We start from the raw sequence: 22,708 nt of genomic DNA, 5'->3' as shown, positions 1-22,708 counted from the left end.
CGCGGCATTGTACCAACCCGCTTCCGCTGCCGGGGCCGCCGGCGCCGAAACGACAAAGGGGAACCATGAGCTTTTCGGTCAGCATCCAGCCTTCCGGCCACGCCTTCGTCGCCGAGGGCGACGAAACCATCCTCGAAGCGGCGTTGCGCCACGGCCTGACGCTGCCCTACGGCTGCCGCGATGGCGCCTGCGGCGCCTGCAAGGGCAAGGTGCTGGCGGGCGACGTCGACCACGGCAGGGCGCAGCCGCACGCGCTTTCCGACGCCGAGCGCGCTGCCGGCCAGACGCTGTTCTGCTGTGCGAAGCCGCAATCCGACCTGGTCATCGAGTCGCGCGAGGTGCGGAAGGCCGGCGACATCCCGGTGAAGACGCTGCCGGCGCGCGTGCAGCAGCTGACGAAGGCGGCGCCGGACGTGATGATCGTCAAGCTGAAGCTGCCGGCGAACGAGCGCCTGCAGTTCCTCGCCGGCCAGTACGTCGACATCCTGCTGAAGGACGGCAAGCGGCGCAGCTTCTCGCTGGCCAACGCGCCGCACGACGACGAGCTGCTCGAGCTGCACGTCCGCCGCATTGCCGGCGGCCAGTTCACCGAGCACGTGTTCGCCGCGATGAAGGAGAAGGACATCCTGCGCCTGAACGGCCCGCACGGCAGCTTCTTCCTGCGCGAGGAGTCGGCCAAGCCGATGATCATGGTCGCCGGCGGTACCGGCTTCGCGCCGATCAAGTCGGTGGTCGAGCATGCCATTGCCGAGGGCTGCCAGCGCTCGATCGTCGTCTATTGGGGCGCGCGCGCCGGCGTCGACCTCTACCGGCGTGAGCTTGCCGAGCGCTGGGCGGCCGAACATGGCATCCGCTTCGTGCCGGTGCTCTCCGAGCCTCCCGCCGATGATGCCTGGCAGGGCCGCAGCGGCCTGGTGCACGCGGCGGTGATGGCCGACTATCCCGACCTCTCCGGCCATCAGGTTTACGCCTGCGGTGCGCCGGCGATGATCGCCGCCGCCAAGCGCGATTTCTGCGCGCAGTGTAAGCTTCCGCCAGAAGAATTCTTTGCCGATTCCTTCGATTTCGCCAACGACAAGCAGCAGGAAACGGTCGGCGCCTGATGCGGCGCGCCGACGTCGCCGCGGCCAGAACAAAGGAACTTCGATGAGTCTCTACATCACCCGCCAGCCGCTGATCAACCGGCAGGGGAAGATCATCGCCACCCGCCTCCGCCTGCACAGCCAGGACGACGACTCGGCGGCGGTGATCGACGCGCTCAACGGCCTCGTCGACTGCTGGCCGCAGAGCGACCGCAGCATTTTCGTGAACTTCGACAGCATTCCCGGCGACATGGGGTTGCTCGACTGGGTGGCGCCGGCCAACGTCACCTTCGAGCTGCCGGGGGCGCCGTTCTGCGCCGAGCAGGCGGCCGATTTCGTCGCCGCGCTGAAGGAGGCCAGGCTGTCGTTGTGCTACGACTTCGACGCCAGTGCGGCGCAGGCGCTGAACAGCGGCACCGGCTTCCGCTTCATCGGCTTCGATCTCGCCAAGTTCTCGCCGGCGCAGCTGAAGGTGCTGGCGGCGAAGACGCAGGCCTTCGGCATCCCGGTCGTCTTCAACGTGGACAGCCAGCAGGGATTCAAGGACTGCATCGAGGCCGGCATGAGCGCCGCCGCCGGCTGGTTCGTCAAGCAGCCGAGCGAGTCGCCGGCGAAGCAGCTCAACGCCAGCCAGGCGCACATCGTGCGCGTGCTCAACCTGGTGCGCAAGAACGCTGATGTCGGCGAGATCGAGGCGGCGCTGAAGCAGGACGTCGCGCTGTCGTACAAGCTGCTGCGCTACATCAACTCGGTCGGCTTCGGCCTGTCCTGCGAGGTGCAGTCGTTCAAGCACGCGGTCACCATCCTCGGCTACGAGAAGCTGAACAAGTGGCTGTCGCTGCTGCTGGTGACGGCGAGCAAGGACCCGATGGCGCCGACGCTGATGCACACCGCGCTGACGCGCGGGCGGATGATGGAACAGCTGGGGCAGGGGCTGGTGGACCGTCAGGAATACGACAACCTGTTCATCACCGGCGCCTTCTCGATGCTCGACCTGCTGCTTGGCGTCAGCATGGAGAATGCGCTGGAAGCGATGCACCTGCCGGAGCCGATCACCGACGCGCTGCTCGGCAACGGCGGGCTCTACGCGCCCTTCCTCGAGCTGGCGCTGGCCTGCGAGGGCGGCGACGGCGCGGCGCTGGCGGCGCAGGCGGAACTGCTCGGGCTGCGGCCCGAGCAGGTGAATCGCGCGCAGCTGGCGGCGATCAACTTCGCCGATACGATGGAGTATTGAACGCGCATCGGCGGCCGGCGCAGAGCGTACCGCGCCGGCGCCGGGCGTCTACTCGCCGAGGTAGCAGGCGCGCACCTGCGGATTGTCGAGCAGCGCCGCCGCCTCGTCGGTCAGCGTGATCTCGCCGCTTTCCATGACGTAGCCGCGCTGCGCCGTTTCCAGCGCCAGCTTGGCGTTCTGCTCGATCAGCAGGATGGTCATTCCCTGTGCCGCCACCGTGCGGATCACCTCGAAGATCTTCTGCACCATGATCGGCGCCAGTCCCATCGAGGGTTCGTCGAGCAGCAGCAGCTTCGGCCGGCTCATCAGCGCGCGGCCGATCGCCAGCATCTGCTGCTCGCCGCCGGAAAGCGTGCCGGCGAGCTGCTTCTCGCGCTCCTTGAGGCGCGGGAAGAGGCCGTAGATGTGCTCCATGTCCTTGGCGATGTCGGCCTTGTCGCCGCGCGTGTAGGCCCCCATCGCCAGGTTCTCGGCGATGGTCAGGCGCGGGAAGACGCCGCGGCCCTCGGGCACCAGCGCGATCCCCTCGCGCACCAGCCGGTGCGGCGGCAGGTCGGTGATCTCCTTGCCCTGGTAGCGGATGCTGCCGCCGGCGACGTCGAGCATGCGCGACAGCGCGCGCAGCGTGCTCGTCTTGCCGGCGCCGTTGGCGCCGATCAGCGCCACCGTTTCGCCTTCCTTGACGTGGAAGGTGATGCCGCGCACCGCCTGGATGCCGCCGTAGGCAACGCGCAGGCCCTCGGCGATCAGCAGCGGCGGTACGCCGTTGCCGTTGTTGTGGTTGTTGGCGCTCATGCGGCGACTCCGATGTAGGCTTCGATCACGCGCGGGTCGTGCTGGACGACTGCGGGGACGTCCTCGATCACCAGCGCGCCGTAGTCGAGCACGGCGACGCGGTCGCAGAGGCCCATCACCAGCTTGACGTCGTGCTCGATCAGCAGGATGGTCACGCCGTCGGCGCGGATGCCTTCGATCAGCACGCGCAGCTCCTCGGTCTCGGTGCCGTTCATGCCGGCCGCCGGTTCGTCGAGGCACAGCAGCTTCGGTTCGGTCGCCAGCGCGCGGGCGATTTCCAGCCGGCGCTGGTCGCCGTACGAGAGGTTCTTCGCCAGGTCGCCGGCGCGGTCGGCGACGCCGACGTAATGCAGCAGCTCCTCGGCGCGGCGGCGGATCGCCGCCTCCTCGGCGCGGGTCCCGGCGTCGCGGAAGACGGCGCCGAGCACGCCGGCCTTGGTGCGCACGTGGCGGCCGACCATGACGTTCTCCAGCGCCGTCATGTTGCCGAACAGGCGGATGTTCTGGAAGGTGCGGGCGATGCCGCGCTCGGCCGCCTGATGCGGCGCGTCGGCCTTCAGCGGCGCGCCGGCGAAGGTGAAGCCGCCGCCTTCCGGCACGTAGAGGCCGGTCAGGCAGTTGAAGAAGGTGGTCTTGCCGGCGCCGTTGGGCCCGATCAGGCCATAGACCTCGCCGCGACGGATGGTCAGCGAGACGTCGCGCAGCGCCTTGACGCCGCCGAAATGCTTGGCGACGGCTTTCGCTTCGAGTAGCACTTCGCTCATTTCACTTTCTCCGCAAGTTCGCGCCGGCGTTCCGCCGACGGCCACAGGCCGGCCGGCTTGAAGCGCATCACCAGCACCAGCGCCAGGCCGAAGACCAGCATGCGCAGGCTCTCGGGGTCGGCCAGTACCTCGCCGAAGAGGGCCTTCTGCACCGGCACGACGGCGTAGCGCAACGCCTCGGGGAGCACCGTCAGCAGCACCGCGCCGAGGATGACGCCGGGGATGTGGCCCATGCCGCCGAGGACGACCATCGCCAGGATCATCACCGACTCGATCAGCGAGAAGCTTTCCGGCGACACGAAGCCCTGCATCGCGGCGAAGATGCCGCCGGCGATGCCGCCGAACGAGGCGCCCATCGCGAAGGCGAGCAGCTTGACGTTGCGCGTGTTGATGCCGACCGCCTTGGCTGCGATCTCGTCCTCGCGGATCGCCTGCCAGGCACGGCCGATGCGTGAGTGCTGCAGCCGGTAATTGACGAGGATCACGCCGAGCGCCAGCAGCACCAGCAGGTAGTAGTACTTCTGCGGGCCGGTGAAGGTGATGCCGAGGATCGTCGAGGTGGTGTTGAACTTGAAGTCGGCGACCGCCACCGGGTCGATCAGCGTGATGCCCTGGGCGCCGTTGGTGATGTTCACCGGCGCGTTCAGGTTATTGATGAAGATGCGCACGATCTCGCCGAAGCCGAGCGTCACGATCGCCAGGTAGTCGCCCCTGAGCTTCAGCGTCGGGGCGCCGAGCAGCGCGCCGGCGACGCCGGCGAGCAGCGCCCCCAGCGGCAGGATCGCCCAGAACGGCAGGTGCAGGCCGAAGTGGGGACTGGCCAGCAGCGCCCAGATATAGGCGCCGACCGCGTAGAAGGCGATGTAGCCGAGGTCGAGCAGGCCGGCGAAGCCGACGACGATGTTCAGCCCGAGCGCGAGGAAGGCGTAGAGGATCGCGAAATTGACGATGCGCACCCAGGCCTGGCCGCCCAGCGCCGCGACGAAGGGCAGCGCGAGCAGGGCGACGGCGACCAGGGCGAGGCCGAAGAGGGCGCGCGGGGATAGGCTGTCGAACCAGGTTTTCATGCGCGGTCTCCCGTCTTTTCGCCGAACAGGCCGGACGGCCTGAACATCAGCACGCCGATCAGCACGACGAAGGCGAAGATGTCCTGGTAGTGGCTGCCGAGGAAGCCGCCGGTCAGGTCGCCGATGTAGCCGGCGCCGAGGGCCTCGATCAGGCCGAGCAGGACGCCGCCGGCCATCGCCCCGGCGAGGTTGCCGATGCCGCCGAGCACCGCCGCGGTGAAGGCCTTCAGGCCGAGCATGAAGCCCATCTGGTAGTGGGCGATCTCGTAATAGGTGCCGACCATGACGCCGGCGATGGCGCCGAGCGCGGAGCCGATGACGAAGGCGGAGGCGATGACGCGGTTGGCGTTCACTCCCATCAGCCCGGCCACCGCCGGGTTCTGCGCCGTCGCGCGCATGGCCATGCCCAGCCGGGTGCGATAGACGAGGAAGAGCAGTCCGCCCATCGAGATCGAGGCGACCAGCACGATCATCACCTGGACGCTGGTGAAGGCGGCGCCGCCGAATTCGAACTGCGTCTTCTCGACCAGCGACGGGAAGGTCATGTAGTTGCGCCCCCAGACCATCATCGCGACGTTCTGCAGTACGATCGACATGCCGATCGCGGTGATCAGCGGCGTCAGTCGCGGCGCGTTGCGCAAGGGCCGGTAGGCGATGCGTTCCAGGCTCCAGCCGAGGGCCATGCAGACCGCGGCAGCGGCGGCGATGCCGGTCGCGCCGGCGAGCCAGACGGGGAAGCCGAGTTTGAGCGTGAAGGTGACGACGGTGATCGCGACCAGCGTGCCGATCATGACCACTTCGCCATGGGCGAAGTTGATCAGGCCCATGATGCCGTACACCATCGTGTAGCCGAGTGCGACCATCGCGTAGATGGAGCCCTGCACCAGGCCGTTGATGATTTGTTGAAGAAAGATGTCCATGCCTTGTGAGTCCGGAGTCAAATAAGAAAACGGCGCCGGCAGGCGCCGTTTTCTTTAGCGGGGCGGATTATACCCTTACTTGGCCTTTACTTCTTTTCGGCCGGGGCCGCCGCCGGGGCTTCCGCCGGAGCAGCCGCGGGGGCGGCAGCCGGGGCCATGCCCAGGGTTTCCACGTAGTTCAGCTTGCCTTCCTTGTACTGGTAGATCGAGATCGCGCCGCCCTTCAGGTCGCCCTTGTCGTCGAACTCGATCTTGGCGGTGACTCCGTCGTAGGCGGCCTTGCCGACTTCCGGCAGGTACTTGGCCGGTTCGACCGAGTTGGCGCGCTTCATCGCGTCGGCCATGACCATCACGGCGTCATAGGCATTGGGGGCGTAGAGCTGGATCTCGGCGTTGAACTTCTTGGTGAACTTGTCCTTGAACTCCGGCCCCTTGGCCAGCTTCTCCAGCGGCATGCCGGGCAGCGAGCAGTAGTGGCCGTCGGTGGCCGGGCCGCCGAGCTTGGTGAACTCCGGCGTGCACACGCCGTCGCCGCCGAGGAACTTGGCCTTCAGCCCGAGTTCCTTCATCTGCTTGGCCATCGGGCCGCCCTGCGCGTCCATGCCGCCGTAGAAGACGAGGTCGGCCTTGGTCGACTTGATCTTGGTCAGGATCGCCTTGAAGTCGGTCGCCTTGTCGTTGGTGTACTCGGTGGCGACGACCTTCAGGCCGGCGGCTTCGGCCGACTTCTTGAACTCGTCGGCGAGGCCCTGGCCGTAGGCGGTGCGGTCATCGACGATGGCGACGGTCTTGGCGCCCTGCTTGGCGGCGAATTCGCCGAGGATCTTGCCCTGCTGGACGTCGTTCGCCATCACGCGGAAGGCGGTCTTGAAGCCCTGCTGCGTGTACTTCGGGTTGGTCGCCGACGGCGAGATCTGCGGGATGCCGGCGTCGGAGTACAGCTTCGAGGCCGGGATCGTGGTGCCCGAGTTGAGGTGGCCGATGACGCCGTTGACCTTCGCGTCGACCAGCTTCTGGGCGACGATCGTGCCCTGCTTCGGATCGGCGCCGTCGTCTTCGGAGAGCAGCTCGAACTTGACCTTGGCGCCGCCGATCTCGAGGGTCTGCGCATTCAGTTCCTCGACCGCCAGCTTGGCGCCGTTTTCGTTGTCCTTGCCGAGGTGGGCCTGCGGGCCGGTCATCGGCGCCACGTGGCCGAGCTTGACGACGACTTCGGGCTTGGCGGCGGGGGCTGGCGCGGCGGCCGGGGCGGCAGTCTGGGGCTGCGGTTCTTCCTTCTTGCCGCAGCCGATCATGGCGATGGCGGCAGCGAGGGCGAGGGTGATGCCGGGGATGCGGGCGAATTGCATGAACGAGTCTCCGATGTTGTTGTTGCGTCAGGGCGGCGGTAAGGGTGCCAGCGGGGCGATTCTGCGGAGGGCGGCGGTGCTTGTCAATAACGGGCGCCGGAAACGAAAAAGCCGGCGGGTCGCCGGCTTTTCGGGAGCGGGAAGATCACTTCTGGCTCAGGATCCACTTCACCAGCTTGGAGGCCTCTTCCGGGGTGACCTTGTTCGGCGGCATCGGCACTTCGCCCCACGAACCCTTGCCACCCTTGATGATCTTGTCCACCAGCTTGGCTTCGTCGGCGGCGGTGTACTTCTTGGCGACGTCCTTGTACGACGGGCCGACGACCTTCTTGTCGATCTGGTGGCAGGTCATGCAGTTCTTCGCCTTGGCCAGCGCTTCGTCAGCCTGGACGGCACCGGCGGACAGGATACCGGCGGCGGCCAGCAGGGAAACGGTGATAGCTTTCATCTCTCTCGCTCCGTATTGCGGTTTAAGTAAAAGTGTCGGGAATGCCGATCTTATTCCACATTTTTCGGCTTGGAAACAACATGGATCAAATTTTCCAGGCTGTCGATCGGTGCCTGACAACTAACGCTTTCGCACAGCCACGCGTTGACATGTGCCGGCTGCGGTTTGTCGAGCGGCGGCGGCAGTGGGCCGCTGTCTACGGGCGGCGCGAGCAGCAGCGTTTTCGGCAGGAAGCAGGCGGCCAGCCGGCGCTGCCACGCGGCGAGCTCGCCGGCCGGTCCGCGCAGGACCAGCAGCGACGGCGGCGTCAGCCAGTCGTCGAGCGCCAGCAGCAGCGTCGCGAAACCGCCGGGCTGCGCCCGCAGTTCCGGCCAGAAGGCGGCCAGCGTGCGTTCCGCGGCCCTTGCGCAGGCGGCGTCGCCGGTCAGCGCCGCTAGCCGTAGCAGGGCCTGCGCGGCGACGCCGTTGCCGCTCGGCATCGCCTCGTCGTGCCCGTGTTTCGGGCGCAGCAGCAGCGTCTCGTGGTCGTGGCTGGTGAAGAAGAAAGCGCCGGCGGAATCCTCGAAACGCGCTTGCAGCGCCGTTGCGAGTTCCCCGGCGAAGGCCAGCGCATCGGTGCGCCACGCGGATTGCAGCAGTTCCAGCGCCGCGGAAAGCAGGAAGGCGTGGTCGTCGAGGTAGGCATTGTGCTGCGCCCGCCCGTCGCGCCAGCTGGCGAGCAGCCGGCCGTCGCGCCACAGTGCGTCCTTGATGAAAGCGAATGCCCGCTGCGCGGAATCCAGCCAATCCTGCCGGCCGCAGACGCGTGCCGCGTGCGCCATGCCGCCGATCATCAAGCCGTTCCAGGCGGCGAGCACCTTGTCGTCGCGGTGCGGCCGGACCCGCGTTTCGCGCGCGGCGAACAGCTTGCCGCGCGCCGCGGCGAGCAGCGTCGCGCAGTCGGCCGGCGACAGGCGCAGCCGTCGGCCGACCTCGGCGAGCGGCTGGCGGACGCACAGGTGCCAGGCGCGGTTCTCGAAATTCGGCGGTCCGTCGAGGCCGTAGTGTGCGGCGGCGACTGCGTATTCGGCGGGCGTCAGCAGCGCGCGGACGGCGTCCGGTGTCCACACGTAGAAGCGGCCTTCCTCGCCCTCGGCATCGGCGTCGAGCGACGCGCAGTAGCCGCCGTCGGCGAGCTGCATCTCGCGCATTGCCCAGGCTGCGGTGTCCTCGGCCACCTGCCGGAACAGCGGCTCGCCGGTGAGCGCCCAGGCGTCGGCGTAGAGCGCGAGCAGCGGTCCGTTGTCGTACAGCATCTTCTCGAAATGCGGGATTTCCCAGCGTTCGTCGACGCTGTAGCGGGCGAAGCCGCCGCCGAGGTGGTCGTACAGGCCGCCGGCGGCCATGTGCCGCAGCGTGTCGAGCGCCAGCGCGCGCTGCCCCGGGTCGTCCTGGCGCAGCAGCAGCGCGAGGTCGGCGACGTGCGGGAATTTCGGGGCGCCGCCGAAGCCGCCCCAGCGCGGGTCGTAGCTGCGTGCGAGCTGGCCGAGCGCGGTCGCGATCGGCGTCGCGTCGAGGGGCGCTTCGCCGCCCGCGGTCGCCGGCTGCAGCGTCCGCAGCGCTTCGCGCAAGGCCGCATTCTGCGCGGCGATGTCGTCCCCGCGCTCGGCGAAGACGGCGGCGATCTGCGCGAGCAGGTCGGCGAAGCCGGGCAGACCGAGGCGCGAACGCTTCGGGAAGTAGGTGCCGCCGAAGAAGGGGGTGCCGTCGGGCGTCAGGAACATCGTCAGCGGCCAGCCGCCGGCGCGCCGTTGCAGCAGCTGATGCGCGAGCTGGTAGACGTGGTCGAGGTCGGGGCGCTCCTCGCGGTCGACCTTGATGTTCACGAAATGGCGGTTCATCACCGCTGCCGTTGCCGCGTCCGCGAAGGACTCGTGCGCCATCACGTGGCACCAGTGGCAGGCCGAGTAGCCGATCGAGAGCAGGATCGGGCGCTGCTCCCGGCGGGCGCGAGCGAGCGCTTCCTCGCCCCAGGGATACCAGTCGACGGGGTTGTCGGCGTGCTGCAGCAGGTAGGGCGAGGTTTCGCCGGCGAGGCGGTTGGGCATGGACGGCTCCGCAGGGGGGCTGTCCGGTTGGAGGCGCGACGGGTGCGAACGTTCAGTGCGGGGCTGGCGCGCCGCCGGCGCCAGGCGTCGCCCCCGCGTCGCGGCGATCGGGGTCGCCGCGACGAGGAAGGCCGGCTGGGCGGCGGCGGTCGCTTACTTCCTGCGCTGGATCTGCGTGACGTCGCGCACCGCGCCCTTGTCGGCCGAGGTGGTCATCAGCGCGTAGGCCTGCAGCGCCGCCGAGACGGTGCGCTGGCGGGTCGCCGGCTGCCACGCCTGCTCGCCCTTGGCGTCCATCGCCGCGCGGCGCTGTGCCAGCTCCGCGTCAGAGATCGCGAGGTGGATGCGGCGGCCGGGGATGTCGATCTCGATCGTGTCGCCGTTCTCGACCAGGCCGATGGCGCCGCCGTCCGCCGCTTCAGGCGAGGCATGGCCGATCGACAGGCCGGAGGTGCCGCCCGAGAAGCGGCCGTCGGTGAGCAGCGCGCAGTCCTTGCCGAGCCCGCGCGACTTCAGGTACGAGGTCGGGTAGAGCATCTCCTGCATGCCGGGGCCGCCCTTCGGGCCCTCGTAGCGGACGATGACGACGTCGCCGGCGACGACTTCGCCGCCGAGGATGCCCTCGACCGCGTCATCCTGGCTCTCATAGACGCGCGCCTTGCCGGTGAATTTCCAGATCGACTCGTCGACGCCGGCGGTCTTGACGATGCAGCCGTCCTCCGCGATGTTGCCGTAGAGCACGGCGAGGCCGCCCTCCTGCGTGTAGGCGTGCTCCTTGTTGCGGATGCAGCCGTGCGTGCGGTCGAGGTCGAGTTCGTTGTAGCGGCGGTTCTGCGAGAAGGCGACCTGCGTCGGGATGCCGCCCGGGGCCGCCTTGAAGAAGTCGTGAATCTTGATGTCGTGCTCGCGGATCACGTCCCAGCGGTCGATCGCCTCGCCCAGCGTCTTCATGTGCACGGTCGGCGTGTTGCGGTGGATCAGTCCGGCGCGGTCGAGCTCGCCGAGGATGCCCATGATGCCGCCGGCGCGGTGCACGTCCTCGATGTGGTAGTCCTGCGTCGCCGGCGCCACCTTGGCCAGGCACGGCACCTTCCGGGAGATGCGGTCGATGTCCTGCATCGTGAAGTCGACGCCGGCCTCGCGCGCGGCGGCGAGGATGTGCAGCACGGTGTTGGTCGAACCGCCCATCGCCACGTCGAGCGCCATCGCGTTCTCGAACGCGGCCTTGCTGGCGATCGCGCGCGGCAGCACCGACAGGTCTTCCTGCTCGTAGTAGCGGCGGCACAGGTCGACGATCGTGCGGCCGGCCTTCAGGAACAGCTCCTTGCGGTCGGCGTGCGTCGCCACGACGGTGCCGTTGCCCGGCAGCGACAGGCCGAGCGCCTCGGTCAGGCAGTTCATCGAGTTCGCCGTGAACATGCCGGAGCAGGAGCCGCAGGTCGGGCACGCGGAGCGCTCGAACTCGGCGACTTCCTCGTCCGAGCAGCTGCTGTCGCCGGCCTTGATCATCGCGTCGATCAGGTCGACGGCGATCGTCTTGCCTTCCCACTTCACCTTGCCGGCCTCCATCGGGCCGCCGGAGACGAAGATCGCCGGGATGTTCAGCCGCATCGCGGCCATCAGCATGCCCGGGGTGATCTTGTCGCAGTTCGAGATGCAGACCATCGCGTCGGCGCAGTGCGCGTTGACCATGTACTCGACCGAGTCGGCGATCAGGTCGCGCGACGGCAGCGAATAGAGCATGCCGGCGTGGCCCATGGCGATGCCGTCGTCGATGGCGATGGTGTCGAATTCCTTGGCGATGCCGCCGGCCGCCTCGATTTCGCGCGCGACCAGCTGGCCGAGGTCCTTCAGGTGCACGTGGCCCGGCACGAACTGCGTGAAGGAGTTCACGACGGCGATGATCGGCTTGCCGAAGTCGCCTTCCTTCATGCCGGTGGCGCGCCACAGGGCGCGCGCGCCGGCCATGTTGCGGCCGTGGGTCGAGGTGCGGGAACGGTATTGGGGCATGACGGAACTCCGTGCAAAAGCGGGGGGGCCGCGAAAGAGGGGTCGGGAAGGACTGCCGGCGGCGGCCCGACTATAATCGGGAACTTTCAATTCTAGCCGAATCCTTCCCGCCGATGCTGATCCACCCCCAGTTCGACCCGGTCGCGATCTCGTTCGGCCCGCTCGCCGTGCGCTGGTACGGGCTGATGTACCTGGTCGCCTTCGTCCAGTTCTGGTGGCTCGGCAAGCTGCGCATCGAGCGCGGGCTGGCGCCCGGCTTCAGCGTCAAGGCGCTCGACGACCTGCTCTTCTACGGCGTGCTCGGCGTCGTGCTCGGCGGGCGGCTGGGCCAGGTGCTGTTCTACGAGCCCGGCTACTACCTCGCGCATCCGCTCGAAATCCTCGCCGTCTGGAAGGGCGGCATGTCCTTCCACGGCGGCTTCCTCGGCGTGCTCGTGGCAATGGTCTTCATCGCCCGCAAGTACGGGCGGCGCTGGCTGGAGGTGACCGACTTCATCGCGCCGCTGGTGCCCTTGGGGCTCGCCGCCGGGCGGCTGGGCAACTTCATCAACGGCGAGCTGTGGGGGCGCGTCGCCGACCCGGCGCTGCCGTGGGCGATGGTCTTCCCGCAGGTCGACGCCTTGCCGCGCCACCCGTCGCAGCTCTACCAGGCGGCCGGCGAGGGGCTGGCGCTGTTCGCGCTGCTCTGGCTGTACGCGGCGAAGCCGCGCCCCGTCGGCGCCGTCTCCGGCGCCTTCCTGATCGGCTACGGCGTCTTCCGCTTCCTCGCCGAATTCTTCCGCACGCCGGATGAGGGCATCTTCGGCCTCTCGTACACGGTCAGCATGGGACAGTGGCTGTCGCTGCCGATGGTGCTGGCCGGCGTCGCGCTGCTCGTCGCCGCCGGCCGCCGGCGCTAAACAGCGGCCGGCGATGCGGGGCGTTCCGCGCCGGCCCGGCTCGTGTAGAATCTCCGTAATTATGAATTCTTGATTTTACAAGGCTAGTAAAGGAGCTTCCCATGAGCCAGCGCCCGTTCCGCATCCTCGGCATCCAGCAGATCGCCATCGGCGGCCCGTCGAAGGACCGCCTGAAGACCCTGTGGGTCGACATGTTCGGGCTGGAGATCACCGGCAACTTCGTCAGCGAGCGCGAGAACGTCGACGAGGACATCTGCGCGATGGGCACCGGGCCGTTCAAGGTCGAGGTCGACCTGATGCAGCCGCTCGACCCCGAGAAGAAGCCGGCGGTGCATGCAACTCCGCTGAACCATGTCGGTCTGTGGGTGGACAACCTGCCGCTCGCGGTCGAGTGGCTGACCGCGCAGGGTGTGCGCTTCGCGCCGGGCGGCATCCGCAAGGGCGCCGCCGGCTACGACATCACCTTCCTGCACCCGAAGGCCAGCGACGACTTCCCGATCGGCGGCGAAGGCGTGCTGATCGAGCTGGTGCAGGCGCCGGCGGAGGTGGTGGAGGCTTTCTCCCGCTTGCGGTAATCTCCCCGTTCGCATAGCGTCCGCCGCAGCGGACCGCGCGCGGGGCGCCATCCGGCGTTCCCGGGAAGCGGCATTGCCGCTTCCGCCGTCCCGAGGCTCGCCGGGCGTCGGGGCGGCCCTTCGTGTTCTTTGAGAGGAGGAGACGGATGACCTGGTTTTCGTTGCCCCCCGCACGCACCGGAACGCCGCCGGCGTTCGTCGACAAGGCCGGCTGCGATGCCTGGCTGGCGGCGCAGCCGCTGGCCAACGCGCCGCAGATGCAGGGCGAGCTCGCCGCCCAGCTGGAGAGCCTCAACGGCTGGAAACTGCCGGCGCGCGAGCGCTTCAAGATCGTCGATACGCTGCGCAAGAGCGTCGCCGCGGTCGAGGCGGAAAGCGTCAAGCGCTACGAATACCGGCCGCTGCCGCTGTCGCCGGTCGAGCAGAAGGCCTTCGACGCCTCGTGCCGGCTGTGGCGCGAACTGACCGTCGGCTACCTGCATTGCCTGCGCGCCTGCCTCGACGGCGATGCCGAAGTCGCCGAGCACGCCGCCAAGATCTGCCACCGCGTCGTCGTCACGCTGCGCCAGGAACAGCTCGCCCGCTACAGCGGCACCGCGGCGATTCCCGGGCAGTGGTGGCGCAAGCTGCACGCGGTGCTGGCCTCGGCCGAGCAGCTCGGCGTCGCCGGCGAGCCGGTCGCCGACCGCCTGTTCGCCGAGACGCGCGAATCGACCGTCGCTGGCCAGTACGCGATGGCCGTGCTGCTGCACCTGTGCCGGCCGGGCGAGCTGTCGCGCAGCCAGTTTGCGGCGGCGGCGCGCTGGCTGGCGCGCTGGCGCGAGCAGGCCAGCATCCATACGACACCGGACGAGGTGCGCAACGCGCGCTGCGTGGTCGTCGACCTCGCCGCCGACGCCCCGCTGCACCTCGGCGAGACGGCACCGGCGATGCCGCGCTGGATCGCCATCGACGCGGTGCTGGCCAAGCTCAAGGGGCGGGTGAAGGCGCTGCGCGAAGGGCAGACCCCGGAGGAGCTGAAGCTCGGCAGCGGCCTGCCGGCCGACGCCTGCATCGCGCTGCTGCAGTTCCTGCACGGCGCCCTGCAGAACCCGCCGCCGGCGGCGCCGGCCGTCCGCGAGAATGCCCGCAGCGTCGGCCTGGTCGCCGCCCTCGACGGCATCTACCGGCTACTTGGCGGCAGCGGTCTGGTCGAGGCGGCGGCGCCGACCGCGCAGAGCAACCGGCGCGCGGCCGAGCAGATCGCGATCTTCGGCCGCGTCGTTAGGCCGGAAGCGACAGCCGCGACGGCGGTGGCGACCGACTCCTGGCAGGTGCTGGCGGAAACCGCCGGCGAGATGAGCCTGCACCGCAGCGCCGGCAGCAGCGACATCCGCCTCGGCAGCCGCGCGCTGGTGGCGATCCAGGACGGCCCGCGCGTCGCGCTGGCCGTCGTCCGCTACGTGCTGGCGCAGGAGGACGGCAGCCTGTTCGCCGCGCTGCGGCTGCTGCCCGGACAAGCCGTGCCGATGCTGGCGAGTGCGCAGGAGCGCGGCACCAACCGCCAGGTGCAGCACCCGGCCGTCTTCCTGCCGGCGAGCACGCATGCCGGCACGCCGGCCAGCCTGTTCCTGGCCAGCGGCGTGGCCGGCCGGCTGTCCCGCATCGACGTCGCCGATCTTCCCGACGGCCTGCGTGTCGGGCAGCCGTTCGAGCGCGGCGCCAATTTCGAGCGGCTGCGTTGCGAGTAGTCGCACTGCCGCCGGCGCCATAAACACAACGGCCCGCAGCGTCGAACGCTGCGGGCCGTTGCTTGCGATCGTGCGCGACCGGGCTTACTCGAACTCGACGATGATCTGGTCGACCGACAGGCTTTCGCCCGGCTGTGCCGAGATCTTCTTGACCTTGCAGTCCTGCTCGGCCTTGAGGATGTTCTCCATCTTCATCGCCTCGATGACGGCGAGCTTCTCGCCGGCCTTCACGTCCTGACCGACCTTCACCGCCACCTCGCGCAGCAGGCCCGGCATCGGCGACAGCAGGAACTTCGAGAGGTCGGGCGCCGGCTTGTCCGGCATCAGCGCCAGCAGTTCGGCGGCGCGCGCGCTCATGACCATGAAGTCGGCACGGGTGCCCCAGTGGAACAGCGAGTACTTCGTCTTGTGGCGCTCGACCTGCAGCGTGAATTCCTCGCCGTTGCAGGTGCCGCGGAACAGCGACTCGCCCAGCTTCCAGTCGGACAGGATCTCGTATTGTTCGCCCTTGTACTCGATGTGGTAGCCGCCGGCGACCGGGCGCGCGACGACTTCGTGCGGCTCCTTGCCGTCGCCGGTCAGGCGGACGACGACCCACTTGTCGCCGACGATGCGCTCATGGCCTTCGAGCTGGCCCGAGACCGAGGCGGCGCGGTCGGTGTAGGAACGGTAGACGAAGGCGGCGACCGAGACCAGCAGCGCCGGGTCGTCGTGCGGCACCATCGAGGCGTCGAATCCCTTCGGGTATTCCTTGGCGATGAAGCCGGTGTCGAAGATGCCGGACTGGAAGCGCGGGTGCTGCATCAGCGCCGCCTGGAACGGAATGTTCGACGAGATGCCGCGGATGACGAAGGCGTTCAGCGCGTCGCGCATGCGGGCGATCGCCTGGTCGCGGGTGGCGCCGTGCACGATCAGCTTGGCGATCATCGAGTCGTAGAACATCGAGATCTCGCCGCCGTCGTAGACGCCGGTATCGACGCGCACCTGACCGGGGATTTCGGCCGGCGGCTGGAACTTCACGAGACGGCCGGTGGAGGGCAGGAAGCCGCGGAACGGGTCTTCGGCGTTGATCCGGCACTCCATCGCCCAGCCCTTGATGCCGACGTCGGCCTGCGCGATCGGCAGCTTCTCGCCGTAGGCGACGCGGATCATCTGTTCGACGAGGTCGAGGCCGGTGATCAGCTCGGTGACCGGATGCTCGACCTGCAGGCGGGTGTTCATCTCGAGGAAGTAGAACTCCTTGGTCGCGCCGGAGACGACGAACTCGACCGTGCCGGCCGACTCGTAGTTCACGGCTCGGGCCAGCGCGACGGCCTGCTCGCCCATCGCCTTGCGCATCTCGGCGTCGACGAAGGGCGACGGGGCCTCCTCGATGACCTTCTGGTGACGGCGCTGGATCGAGCAGTCGCGCTCGTTCAGGTACACGTAGTTGCCGTGGCTGTCGCCGAGCACCTGGATTTCGATGTGGCGCGGCTCGAGCACGTACTTCTCGATGAAGACGCGATCGTCGCCGAACGAGTTGCGCGCTTCGTTCACGCAGGACGAGAAGCCCTCGTGCGCCTCGGCGTCGTTGTAGGCGACGCGCAGGCCCTTGCCGCCGCCGCCGGCGGAGGCCTTGATCATCACCGGGTAGCCGATCTTCTGCGCGATCTTCACCGCCTCGTCGGGGCCGGCGATGGCGTCGTTGTAGCCGGGGATCGTATTGACCTTGGCTTCGATCGCCAGCTTCTTCGACTCGATCTTGTCGCCCATCTTGGCCACCGAATAATGCTTCGGGCCGATGAACTTGATTCCTTCCTCTTCCAGACGGCGCGAGAAGGTGGCGTTCTCGGACAGGAAGCCGTAGCCCGGATGCACTGCCTCGGCGCCGGTCTGCTTGCACGCGGCGATGAGCTTGTCCATCACCAGGTACGACTCCTTCGACGCCGCCGGGCCGATGCAGACGGCTTCGTCGGCGAGGTCGACGTGCAGCGCGTCCTTGTCCGCTTCCGAGTAGACGGCGACGGTCTTGATGCCCATCTTGCGGGCGGTCTTGATGACGCGGCAGGCGATCTCGCCGCGGTTGGCAATCAGGATCTTCTTGAACATGTTCCTATTCTCCCTGGGCGCTTACAGCGGAATGTTGCCGTGCTTGCGCCACGGGTTATCCAATTGTTTGTCGCGCAGCATTGCCAGCGAGCGGCAGATGCGCTTCCTGGTGGCGTGCGGCATGATCACGTCGTCGATGAAGCCGCGCGCGCCGGCGACGAACGGGTTGGCGAACTTGGCCTTGTACTCGGCCTCGCGCTGGGCGAGCTTGGCCGGGTCGTTCTTCTCCTCGCGGAAGATGATCTCGACCGCGCCCTTCGGGCCCATCACCGCGATCTCCGCCGACGGCCAGGCGATGTTCACGTCGCCGCGCAGGTGCTTCGAGCTCATCACGTCGTAGGCGCCGCCGTAGGCCTTGCGCGTGATCACGGTGACCTTGGGCACGGTGCATTCGGCGTAGGCGTAGAGCAGCTTGGCGCCGTGCTTGATGATGCCGCCGTATTCCTGGGCGGTGCCCGGCATGAAGCCCGGCACGTCGACGAAGGTGACCACCGGGATGTTGAACGCGTCGCAGAAGCGGACGAAGCGCGCGGCCTTGATCGAGGACTTGATGTCCAGGCAGCCGGCGAGCACCAGCGGCTGGTTTGCGACGATGCCGACCGGGTGGCCGTCCATGCGGCCGAAGCCGATGATGATGTTCTTGGCGTAGTCGGGCTGCAGTTCGAAGAAGTCGCTGTCATCGACCACCTTGATGATCAGCTCCTTCATGTCGTACGGCTTGTTCGGGTTGTCCGGGACCAGCGTGTCGAGCGAGTGGTCCATGCGGTCCGCCGGGTCGTTGGTCGGCGTCACCGGCGGCTTCTCGCGGTTCGACGAGGGCACGAAGTTCATGAAGCGGCGCAGCATCGACAGCGCTTCGACGTCGTTCTCGAAGGCGAGGTCGGCGACGCCGGACTTCGAGGTGTGGGTGACGGCGCCACCGAGTTCCTCGGCGGTGACGTCCTCGTGCGTCACCGTCTTCACCACTTCCGGGCCGGTGACGAACATGTACGACGAATCCTTGACCATGAAGATGAAGTCGGTCATCGACGGCGAATACACCGCGCCGCCGGCGCAGGGGCCCATGATCATCGAGATCTGCGGCACGACGCCGGAGGCCATCACGTTGCGCTGGAAGACGTCGGCGTAGCCGCCGAGCGAGGCAACGCCTTCCTGGATGCGCGCGCCGCCCGAGTCGTTCAAGCCGATCACCGGCGCGCCGACCTTCATCGCGTGGTCCATGACCTTGCAGATCTTCTCGGCGTGCGTCTCCGACAGCGAGCCGCCGAAGACCGTGAAGTCCTGCGAGAAGACGAACACCAGACGGCCGTTGATCGTGCCGTAGCCGACGACGACGCCGTCGCCCGGCGTCTTCTCGGCCTGGTCCATGCCGAAGTCGACGCAGCGGTGCTCCTTGAACATGTCCCATTCCTCGAAGGAACCCGGGTCGAGCAGCAGCTCGATGCGTTCGCGGGCGGTCAGCTTGCCCTTGGCGTGCTGGCTGTCGATGCGCTTCTGGCCGCCGCCGAGGCGGGCCAGTTCACGCTTTTTTTCCAGCTGTCGGATGATGTCGTGCATAACGGGATCTCCCTGGGTAGGTCCGGTAACTCAAAAAAACGAAAATCAGTGCTTCAGGTGGGCGAGCAGCGCATGCGCCGCCGCCGCCGGGGTGGTCAGTCCGCTCTCGACGGACTGCGACAGGCGCGGCAGGCTTTCGCGCACGCCCGGGTGTTCCTTGAACTGCTGGTGCAGGCCGGCCTCGATCAGCTGCCACATCCAGGCCAGCGACTGCTGCCGGCGCTTCTGCGCGAACTCGCCGCTGGCGGAGAGCGTGTCGCGGTACTTGACGACATTCTCCCAGAACTCGGCCATGCCTTCCTTCTGCAGCGCGCTGACGGTCAGCACCGGCGGTTCCCAGTGCGGCGACGCGCGGCGCACCAGGTGCAGCGCGTTCTTCCACTGCGCGCGGGCGACCGCGGTCGCCTTCGGGTCGATGTCGGCCTTGTTGATGACCACCATGTCGGCGATCTCGACGATGCCCTTCTTGATCGCCTGCAGGTCGTCGCCGGCGTTCGGCAGCTGCAGCAGGCAGAACAGGTCGACCATGCCGGCCACCGTCGTCTCGCTCTGGCCGACGCCGACCGTCTCGACGATCACCACGTCGTAGCCGGCGGCCTCGCACAGCAGCATCGCCTCGCGCGTCTTCTCGGCGACGCCGCCGAGCGAGCCCGCCGACGGGCTCGGCCGGATGAACGCTTCTTCCTTCTGGCAGAGGATCTCCATGCGCGTCTTGTCGCCGAGGATCGAACCGCCGCTGATCGACGACGAGGGGTCGACGGCGAGCACCGCGACGCGGTGGCCCTGGCCGATCAGCCAGACGCCGAGCGCCTCGATGAAGGTCGACTTGCCGGCGCCGGGGACGCCCGAGATGCCGACGCGGATCGCGTTGCCGGTCTGCGGCAACAGCGCGTTCAGCACCTGCTGCGCGCGCGCGCGGTGGTCGCTGCGCGTCGACTCGATCAGCGTGATCGCCTTGGCGAGCGCGCGCCGCTGCCCGGCCAGCACGCCGTCGACGAGCGTGCGGTCCTCAGGCGGCAAGGCGTGCACCGGCAAAGGCATCTCCCGCGCGTTCATCCGTCGCCGGACTTAGCCGCGCGCCTTGCGGATCTCTTCGAGGACGCGCTTGGCCGAATCCTCGATGCGCGTGCCCGGGCCGAAGATGGCCTTGGCGCCGGCGGCGTACAGCGCGTCGTAATCCTGCGCCGGGATGACGCCGCCGGCGAAGACGATGATGTCGTCGGCGCCCTGCGCCTGCAGCGCCTGCACCAGCTGCGGCACCAGCGTCTTGTGGCCGGCGGCGAGCGACGAGCAGCCGATGGCGTGCACGTCGTTCTCGACCGCGAGCCGTGCCGCCTCTTCCGGCGTCTGGAAGAGCGGGCCGACGTCGATGTCGAAGCCGAGGTCGGCAAAGGCCGTGGCGACGACCTTGGCGCCGCGGTCGTGGCCGTCCTGGCCGAGCTTGGCGATCATCACGCGCGGGCGGCGGCCCTCCTCGGCGGCGAACTTCTCGACCTCCGCCTTGATGCTTTCCCAGCTTTCCTGTCCGGCCACGACGCCTCCATAAACACCCGAAATGGTCTGGTTGTTGGCGCGGAAGCGGCCGAAGACCTTCTCCAGTGCGTCCGACACCTCGCCGACCGTGGCGCGCAGGCGGATCGCCTTCACGCTCAGGTCGAGCAGGTTGCCGTCGCCGGTTTCGGCGCATTTCGTCAGCGCGTCGAGCGCGGCCTGCACGGCAGCCGAGTCGCGCGTCGCGCGGATCTTCTGCAGGCGGGCGACCTGTGCCTCGCGCACCGCGTGGTTGTCGATGTCGAGGATGTCGATCGGGTCTTCCTTGGCCAGCTTGTACTTGTTCACGCCGACGATCACGTCCTTGCCCGAGTCGATGCGCGCCTGCTTGTCGGCGGCGCAGGTCTCGACCTGCATCTTCGCCCAGCCCGATTCGACGGCCTTGGTCATGCCGCCCATCGCCTCGATCTCCTGGATGATGCCCCAGGCCTTGTCGGCCATGTCCTGGGTCAGCTTCTCCATCATGTACGAGCCGGCCCACGGGTCGACGACGTTACAGATATGCGTCTCTTCCTGGATGATCAGCTGCGTGTTGCGCGCGATGCGGGCCGAGAACTCGGTCGGTAGCGCGATCGCCTCGTCGAGCGCGTTGGTGTGCAGCGACTGCGTGCCGCCGAAGACCGCGGCCATCGCCTCGATCGTCGTACGCACGACGTTGTTGTACGGATCCTGCTCGGTCAGCGACCAGCCCGACGTCTGGCTGTGCGTGCGCAGCATCATCGACTTGGCGCTCTTGGCGCCGAAGCCCTTCATGATCCGGTGCCAGAGCAGGCGCGCGGCGCGCATCTTGGCGATCTCGAGGTAGAAGTTCATCCCCACCGCCCAGAAGAACGATAGGCGGCCGGCGAAAGTGTCGACGTCCATGCCCGAGGCGACGCCGGTGCGCACGTACTCCATGCCGTCGGCGAGCGTGAAGGCGAGCTCGATCGCCTGGTTCGCGCCGGCTTCCTGGATGTGGTAGCCGGAGATCGAGATCGAGTTGAACTTCGGCATGTGCTGCGCGGTGTAGCCGAAGATGTCGGCGATGATCTTCATCGACGGCTTCGGCGGGTAGATGTAGGTGTTGCGGACCATGAACTCCTTCAGGATGTCGTTCTGGATGGTCCCCGACAGCTTGTCCTGCGACACGCCCTGTTCCTCGGCGGCGACGATGTAGCCGGCGAGGATCGGCAGCACGGCGCCGTTCATCGTCATCGACACCGAGATCTTGTCGAGCGGGATGCCGTCGAACAGGATCTTCATGTCTTCCACGGAGTCGATCGCCACGCCGGCCTTGCCGACGTCGCCGACGACACGGGGATTGTCCGAGTCGTAGCCGCGGTGCGTGGCCAGGTCGAAGGCCACCGACACGCCCTGGCCGCCGGCGGCGAGCGCCTTGCGGTAGAAGGCGTTCGATTCCTCGGCGGTGGAGAAGCCGGCGTACTGGCGGATGGTCCACGGCTTGCCGGCGTACATCGTCGCCTGCGGGCCGCGCAGGAAGGGCGCGAAGCCGGGCAGCGTGTCGGCGTAGGGCAACTCGGCCGTGTCCTGCTTCGTATACAGCGGCTTGACGGTGATGCCTTCCGGCGTCACCCAGTTCAGCGCATCGACGGCGCCGCCGGGCGCCGACTTGGCGGCGGCCTTGTGCCAGGCCTCAAGGTTGCTGGAATCGAAAAAACCGCTCTCGCTGGACATGGAAACCTCGCGCAGTTGCGGCCCGGAACGCTTGCAGGCAGCGGGCCGAACCTCATTATTGGGCAATTCGCCGGGTCATGCTCGCGACATGGTGCCGCTTGACACCCCGGGAAATAGTTCCAATAATACTTTATCCATAATTATGAATGCAAGGCTTGCTGTGCAGGGTATAATCCAGCCATGAATCCCGCCCGTATCGCCCAGACCGCACTCTATCAGGAAGTCGCCGAGCGCCTGCGCCAGCGCATCTTCTCGCACGAACTGCCCCCCGGCACCTGGATCGACGAGCAGGCGCTCGCCATCGACTACGGCATCAGCCGCACGCCGTTGCGCGAAGCGCTGAAGGTGCTCGCCTCGGAAGGCCTGGTGACGCTGAAGCCGCGCCGCGGCTGCTACGTCACCGAGATCTCCGAGCGCGACCTCGACGAGATTTTCCCGCTGATGGCCATGCTCGAAGGCCGTTGCGCCTACGAGGCGGCGCAAAAGGCCAAGGCCGACGACCTCGCCCGGCTGGAAGGCCTCCACGCGCTGCTCGAGAAGCATGCCGCCGCCGGCGACAAGGAGCGCTTCTTCGAGGCCAACCAGGAATTCCACCGTGCGGTGCAGGAGCTGGCCGACAACCGCTGGCTGCTGCAGGTGATCCAGGACCTGCGCAAGGTGCTGAAGCTGACCCGCCTGCACTCGCTGTCGCTCGAAGGCCGGCTGCAACAGTCGCTCGACGAGCACCGCGCGATCATGGCCGGCTTCAAGGCGCGCGACGCCGCCCGTGCCGAGAAGGCGATGCACGACCACCTGCTCTCCGGCCGCGAGGCGCTGGCACGCATCTACGCCAAGGAAGCCGCGGACGGCGCCAAGAGCAGCGCCAAGGCCGCCTGATT

General features: G+C 68.0%; 18 protein-coding genes. 6 read left to right on the top strand and 12 right to left on the bottom strand.

Features of this window, described 5'->3' with window-relative positions; genetic code table 11:
- Positions 1-65: 65 nt before the first annotated feature.
- Both IWH25_RS02360 and IWH25_RS02355 read left to right on the top strand, forming a co-directional pair.
- The gene (locus IWH25_RS02360; protein ID WP_203387764.1) at positions 66-1,103 is read left to right on the top strand and encodes a CDP-6-deoxy-delta-3,4-glucoseen reductase; all 1,038 of its coding nucleotides are present in this window, start codon (positions 66-68) and stop codon (positions 1,101-1,103) included.
- A gap of 43 nt (positions 1,104-1,146) precedes the next feature.
- On the top strand, positions 1,147-2,316 hold the full coding sequence (locus tag IWH25_RS02355) for an EAL and HDOD domain-containing protein (RefSeq protein WP_203387763.1): 1,170 nt from the start codon (positions 1,147-1,149) through the stop codon (positions 2,314-2,316).
- Positions 2,317-2,364: 48 nt separating this feature from the next.
- Here the strand turns inward: IWH25_RS02355 and IWH25_RS02350 are convergent, their stop codons facing one another.
- The 8 genes from IWH25_RS02350 to ilvD form a co-directional block, all read right to left on the bottom strand.
- Complete coding sequence (locus IWH25_RS02350) at positions 2,365-3,111, bottom strand: ABC transporter ATP-binding protein (RefSeq protein WP_203387762.1); 747 nt, start codon at positions 3,109-3,111, stop codon at positions 2,365-2,367.
- Entirely contained in the window at positions 3,108-3,875 is a 768-nt protein-coding gene (locus IWH25_RS02345) for an ABC transporter ATP-binding protein (RefSeq protein ID WP_203387761.1), read from the bottom strand. The genes IWH25_RS02350 and IWH25_RS02345 overlap by 4 nt, the downstream gene beginning before the upstream one ends.
- Positions 3,872-4,942: an ABC transporter permease subunit gene (locus tag IWH25_RS02340; RefSeq protein WP_203387760.1), complete on the bottom strand. Its 1,071-nt coding sequence runs from the start codon at positions 4,940-4,942 to the stop codon at positions 3,872-3,874. Before IWH25_RS02340 ends, IWH25_RS02345 begins: the two co-directional genes overlap by 4 nt.
- Positions 4,939-5,862, bottom strand: coding sequence for a branched-chain amino acid ABC transporter permease (locus tag IWH25_RS02335; protein ID WP_203387759.1), 924 nt, complete (start codon positions 5,860-5,862; stop codon positions 4,939-4,941). Before IWH25_RS02335 ends, IWH25_RS02340 begins: the two co-directional genes overlap by 4 nt.
- Positions 5,863-5,948: 86 nt before the next feature.
- Positions 5,949-7,211 (bottom strand): branched-chain amino acid ABC transporter substrate-binding protein, encoded by a 1,263-nt coding sequence (locus IWH25_RS02330; RefSeq protein ID WP_203387758.1) that lies wholly within the window; start codon positions 7,209-7,211, stop codon positions 5,949-5,951.
- 145 nt (positions 7,212-7,356) lie between these two features.
- A complete protein-coding gene (locus IWH25_RS02325) occupies positions 7,357-7,659 on the bottom strand; it encodes a c-type cytochrome (RefSeq protein WP_203387757.1) in 303 nt (100 codons plus the stop codon).
- 50 nt (positions 7,660-7,709) lie between these two features.
- Positions 7,710-9,746, bottom strand: a complete 2,037-nt coding sequence (locus IWH25_RS02320) for a thioredoxin domain-containing protein (RefSeq protein WP_203387756.1) — start codon at positions 9,744-9,746, stop codon at positions 7,710-7,712.
- Positions 9,747-9,899: 153 nt separating this feature from the next.
- Positions 9,900-11,756 carry a dihydroxy-acid dehydratase gene (ilvD, locus tag IWH25_RS02315; RefSeq protein WP_203387755.1) on the bottom strand — a complete coding sequence of 619 codons (1,857 nt, stop codon included), beginning with the start codon at positions 11,754-11,756 and terminating at the stop codon, positions 9,900-9,902.
- A 113-nt stretch (positions 11,757-11,869) separates the two neighbouring features.
- Here ilvD and lgt point away from each other — a divergent pair, with 113 nt between their 5' ends.
- From lgt to IWH25_RS02300, 3 genes are all read left to right on the top strand, one after another.
- Positions 11,870-12,655: a prolipoprotein diacylglyceryl transferase gene (gene lgt, locus IWH25_RS02310; protein ID WP_203387754.1), complete on the top strand. Its 786-nt coding sequence runs from the start codon at positions 11,870-11,872 to the stop codon at positions 12,653-12,655.
- 101 nt (positions 12,656-12,756) lie between these two features.
- On the top strand, positions 12,757-13,230 hold the full coding sequence (locus IWH25_RS02305) for a VOC family protein (protein WP_203387753.1): 474 nt from the start codon (positions 12,757-12,759) through the stop codon (positions 13,228-13,230).
- Between the two features lie 146 nt (positions 13,231-13,376).
- A complete protein-coding gene (locus tag IWH25_RS02300) occupies positions 13,377-14,960 on the top strand; it encodes a hypothetical protein (RefSeq protein ID WP_203387752.1) in 1,584 nt (527 codons plus the stop codon).
- Positions 14,961-15,044: 84 nt separating this feature from the next.
- Here the strand turns inward: IWH25_RS02300 and accC are convergent, their stop codons facing one another.
- Genes accC through scpA form a run of 4 tightly spaced genes read right to left on the bottom strand, consistent with a single transcriptional unit; the run spans position 15,045 to position 21,830 of the window.
- On the bottom strand, positions 15,045-17,048 hold the full coding sequence (gene accC, locus IWH25_RS02295; protein WP_203387751.1) for an acetyl-CoA carboxylase biotin carboxylase subunit: 2,004 nt from the start codon (positions 17,046-17,048) through the stop codon (positions 15,045-15,047).
- A 21-nt stretch (positions 17,049-17,069) separates the two neighbouring features.
- A complete protein-coding gene (locus IWH25_RS02290; protein ID WP_203387750.1) occupies positions 17,070-18,605 on the bottom strand; it encodes an acyl-CoA carboxylase subunit beta in 1,536 nt (511 codons plus the stop codon).
- A gap of 45 nt (positions 18,606-18,650) precedes the next feature.
- Complete coding sequence (gene meaB / locus IWH25_RS02285) at positions 18,651-19,646, bottom strand: methylmalonyl Co-A mutase-associated GTPase MeaB (RefSeq protein ID WP_203387749.1); 996 nt, start codon at positions 19,644-19,646, stop codon at positions 18,651-18,653.
- A gap of 27 nt (positions 19,647-19,673) precedes the next feature.
- Positions 19,674-21,830 carry a methylmalonyl-CoA mutase gene (scpA, locus tag IWH25_RS02280; RefSeq protein WP_203387748.1) on the bottom strand — a complete coding sequence of 719 codons (2,157 nt, stop codon included), beginning with the start codon at positions 21,828-21,830 and terminating at the stop codon, positions 19,674-19,676.
- Between the two features lie 180 nt (positions 21,831-22,010).
- On the opposite strand from scpA, the gene IWH25_RS02275 reads away from it, so the two are divergent.
- On the top strand, positions 22,011-22,706 hold the full coding sequence (locus tag IWH25_RS02275; RefSeq protein ID WP_203387747.1) for a GntR family transcriptional regulator: 696 nt from the start codon (positions 22,011-22,013) through the stop codon (positions 22,704-22,706).
- Positions 22,707-22,708 lie beyond the last annotated feature (2 nt).

The sequence above is a fragment of the Azospira restricta genome, assembly GCF_016858125.1.
Lineage (GTDB): Bacteria > Pseudomonadota > Gammaproteobacteria > Burkholderiales > Rhodocyclaceae > Proximibacter > Proximibacter restrictus.
This window is presented reverse-complemented; position numbering and strand designations above follow the sequence as displayed.